General features: G+C 56.9%; 2 protein-coding genes. Both read left to right on the top strand.

From position 1 onward, the window contains the following. Window positions 1–763: 763 nt before the first annotated feature. Window positions 764–1,351, top strand: coding sequence for an RNA polymerase sigma factor (locus tag WA354_RS16770; RefSeq protein WP_472814171.1), 588 nt, complete (start codon window positions 764–766; stop codon window positions 1,349–1,351). Next, a partial coding sequence (locus WA354_RS16765) for a zf-HC2 domain-containing protein (RefSeq protein WP_472814170.1) occupies window positions 1,344–1,545 on the top strand: 202 nt, incomplete at its 3' end. The genes WA354_RS16770 and WA354_RS16765, both read left to right, overlap by 8 nt.

Genomic DNA, 1,545 nt, shown 5'->3' with positions numbered 1-1,545 from the left:
ACAGAGACGGACAACTCGCGTCACTTGAAACGATCCCTCCTTGAGATGCACTACCTCTCGTGGCCAGCAAATCGGCCATGGACAGTCACCCGTAAAGCGCAGCTCGTAGTCGCCAAGCGGAGTGATTGAGGACCAGTCCCTCCCCAAGGACAGACGGGGTTCGCCTTCCAGGGCGGGCTCCGTTTGCCGTCTCGTTTGAAAGGATCGGAACTGCGATGAGCGTCAACCAGATCAATCGATGCAGAACCCAAGCCCCCCGGCCTCTAAGGTGGCCGGCTGCACTCACAGTGGATTGGAAGCTGCGGCGCTTGCCAAGGTTTGCCGGTTTGGCCGGTTTTCATTATCGCGGTACTGACATCTCAACTTGGGTTTGCTGCATCGGCGTCTGGATATCTTCGCTCGTTGCCATCTGGATGAGTCGAGGCTGGGTTGGTCTTTTCTTGAGCGGCCAGGTGCTTTCCACCGGCACCTTTCTGTGGAAGGGCGCGGCAGGCAGCCTGCAATTTGTCTGTTCTCCAGAAATCGTGTCGAATGAGCCTGCTCTCCAATGCGCCGATCGGTACCACGCGACGGAGAAATTCCTTCCTCTCCGACGCAGACAATGCGAGATTTCACAATGAACTGCGCCGCTCGCAGCAAGGATTCGCCGCGCATCTCGAAGAGAAGCCGAAAGCCATTAGTCTCAAGAAGCCCCGTGGACATTCATTGGCCCGCACCGCCCCCGATGCTATACTCGTCTCTTCCTTTCCGGGCGGTGTGTACCTTGCAATTCCACTCATTCGATGCGAGATACATAGGAAATCTGTGTGCCGGGGACCGCGAGACGCAGGAGCATTTTGTCCGCTACTTTACCGAACTGCTTCGGCTGAAGCTTCGGTCAAGACTCCAGTCACCCCATGCAATCGAAGACGTATGCCAGGAAACATTTGCGCGCGTGTTTTCGGTCCTTCGCAGGGATGGCGGTTTACGCGAGCCGGAGCGCCTCGGAGCGTTCGTCAATACCACCTGCAATTATGTGCTCTTTGAGGAGTACCGTTCGTCCAGTCGCAGCGAGTCGTTAGACGAAGAGGGAAAGCCTGAACCTGCCGCCACCGGAGCCACTGCACTCGACATGGCGACTGCTCAACAGATGAAGCGTAAAGTACGCGAGATCCTGCTGAGACTTGCGCCCCGCGACCGCTCCTTGCTCAAAGCAGTCTTTCTCGAAGAGCGCGATCGCGACGAGGTCTGTCGCCAGTTCGGCGTAGAGCGGGAGTACTTGAGGGTGTTGCTTCATCGGGCCAAACAGGAATTCAAAGTCGAATACGTCAAGCGCATTGGAAATCAGGCGCCTCTCGGAGCCGATGGTTAAACAACAGATCGGCGTAGCCCGGCACAAACGGAAAGAGAGGAAAGACATGAACCATAGCGAAGCACTAGAACAGATGGCCGCAGAGCGATACCTTCTGGAAGAGCTGACTCCCGATGCCCGCGAGGCGTTTGAGGAGCATCTCTTCGACTGTACGGAATGCGCCCTCGATCTTCGTGCCGGCGCTGCTTTTGTGG

Source organism: Occallatibacter sp., assembly GCF_049802275.1.
In the GTDB taxonomy this organism is placed as follows: domain Bacteria; phylum Acidobacteriota; class Terriglobia; order Terriglobales; family Acidobacteriaceae; genus Telmatobacter.
This window is presented reverse-complemented; position numbering and strand designations above follow the sequence as displayed.